Below are 451 nucleotides of genomic sequence, written 5' to 3' on the forward strand. Positions count from 1 at the left end.
GTGTGTATTGCGTGGGGCGCAACTATGCCGACCACGCCCGAGAAATGGGTAGTGACCCAGACCGTGAGCCGCCATTTTTCTTTTGTAAAGCCGGTGACAGTGAGTCGATTGTTGCGGTTCGACCCGATAGCGTTGCCCAATTGCCTAATCCGACTAAAACGCAAGCGCTACATTATGAAGTAGAATTGGTGGTTGCGATTGGCAAAGCGGGTGCTAATGTGAGTGTAGCACAGGCACATGAGCTGATTTTTGGCTATGCCGTGGGGCTCGATATGACGCGCCGCGACTTGCAAAACGAAATGAAAAAATCGGGTCGCCCGTGGGAGATTGGCAAGGCGTTTGACTATTCGGCACCCATTGGCGAAATTTATCCCGTTGCTAGCGTTGCTAAGATACAACAAGCGAATATTTCACTGGCGGTGAATGGGGAGCCTAGACAACAAGGCAATAT

1 protein-coding gene is annotated in these 451 nt (G+C 51.0%); it reads left to right on the forward strand.

What is annotated here, in order from left to right; genetic code table 11:
- The coding region (locus tag J1781_RS00330) for a fumarylacetoacetate hydrolase family protein (protein ID WP_217233014.1) at window positions 1–451 on the forward strand (451 nt) is incomplete at both ends.

The sequence above is a fragment of the Rahnella perminowiae genome, from assembly GCF_019049695.1.
Taxonomy (GTDB): domain Bacteria; phylum Pseudomonadota; class Gammaproteobacteria; order Enterobacterales; family Enterobacteriaceae; genus Rahnella; species Rahnella perminowiae.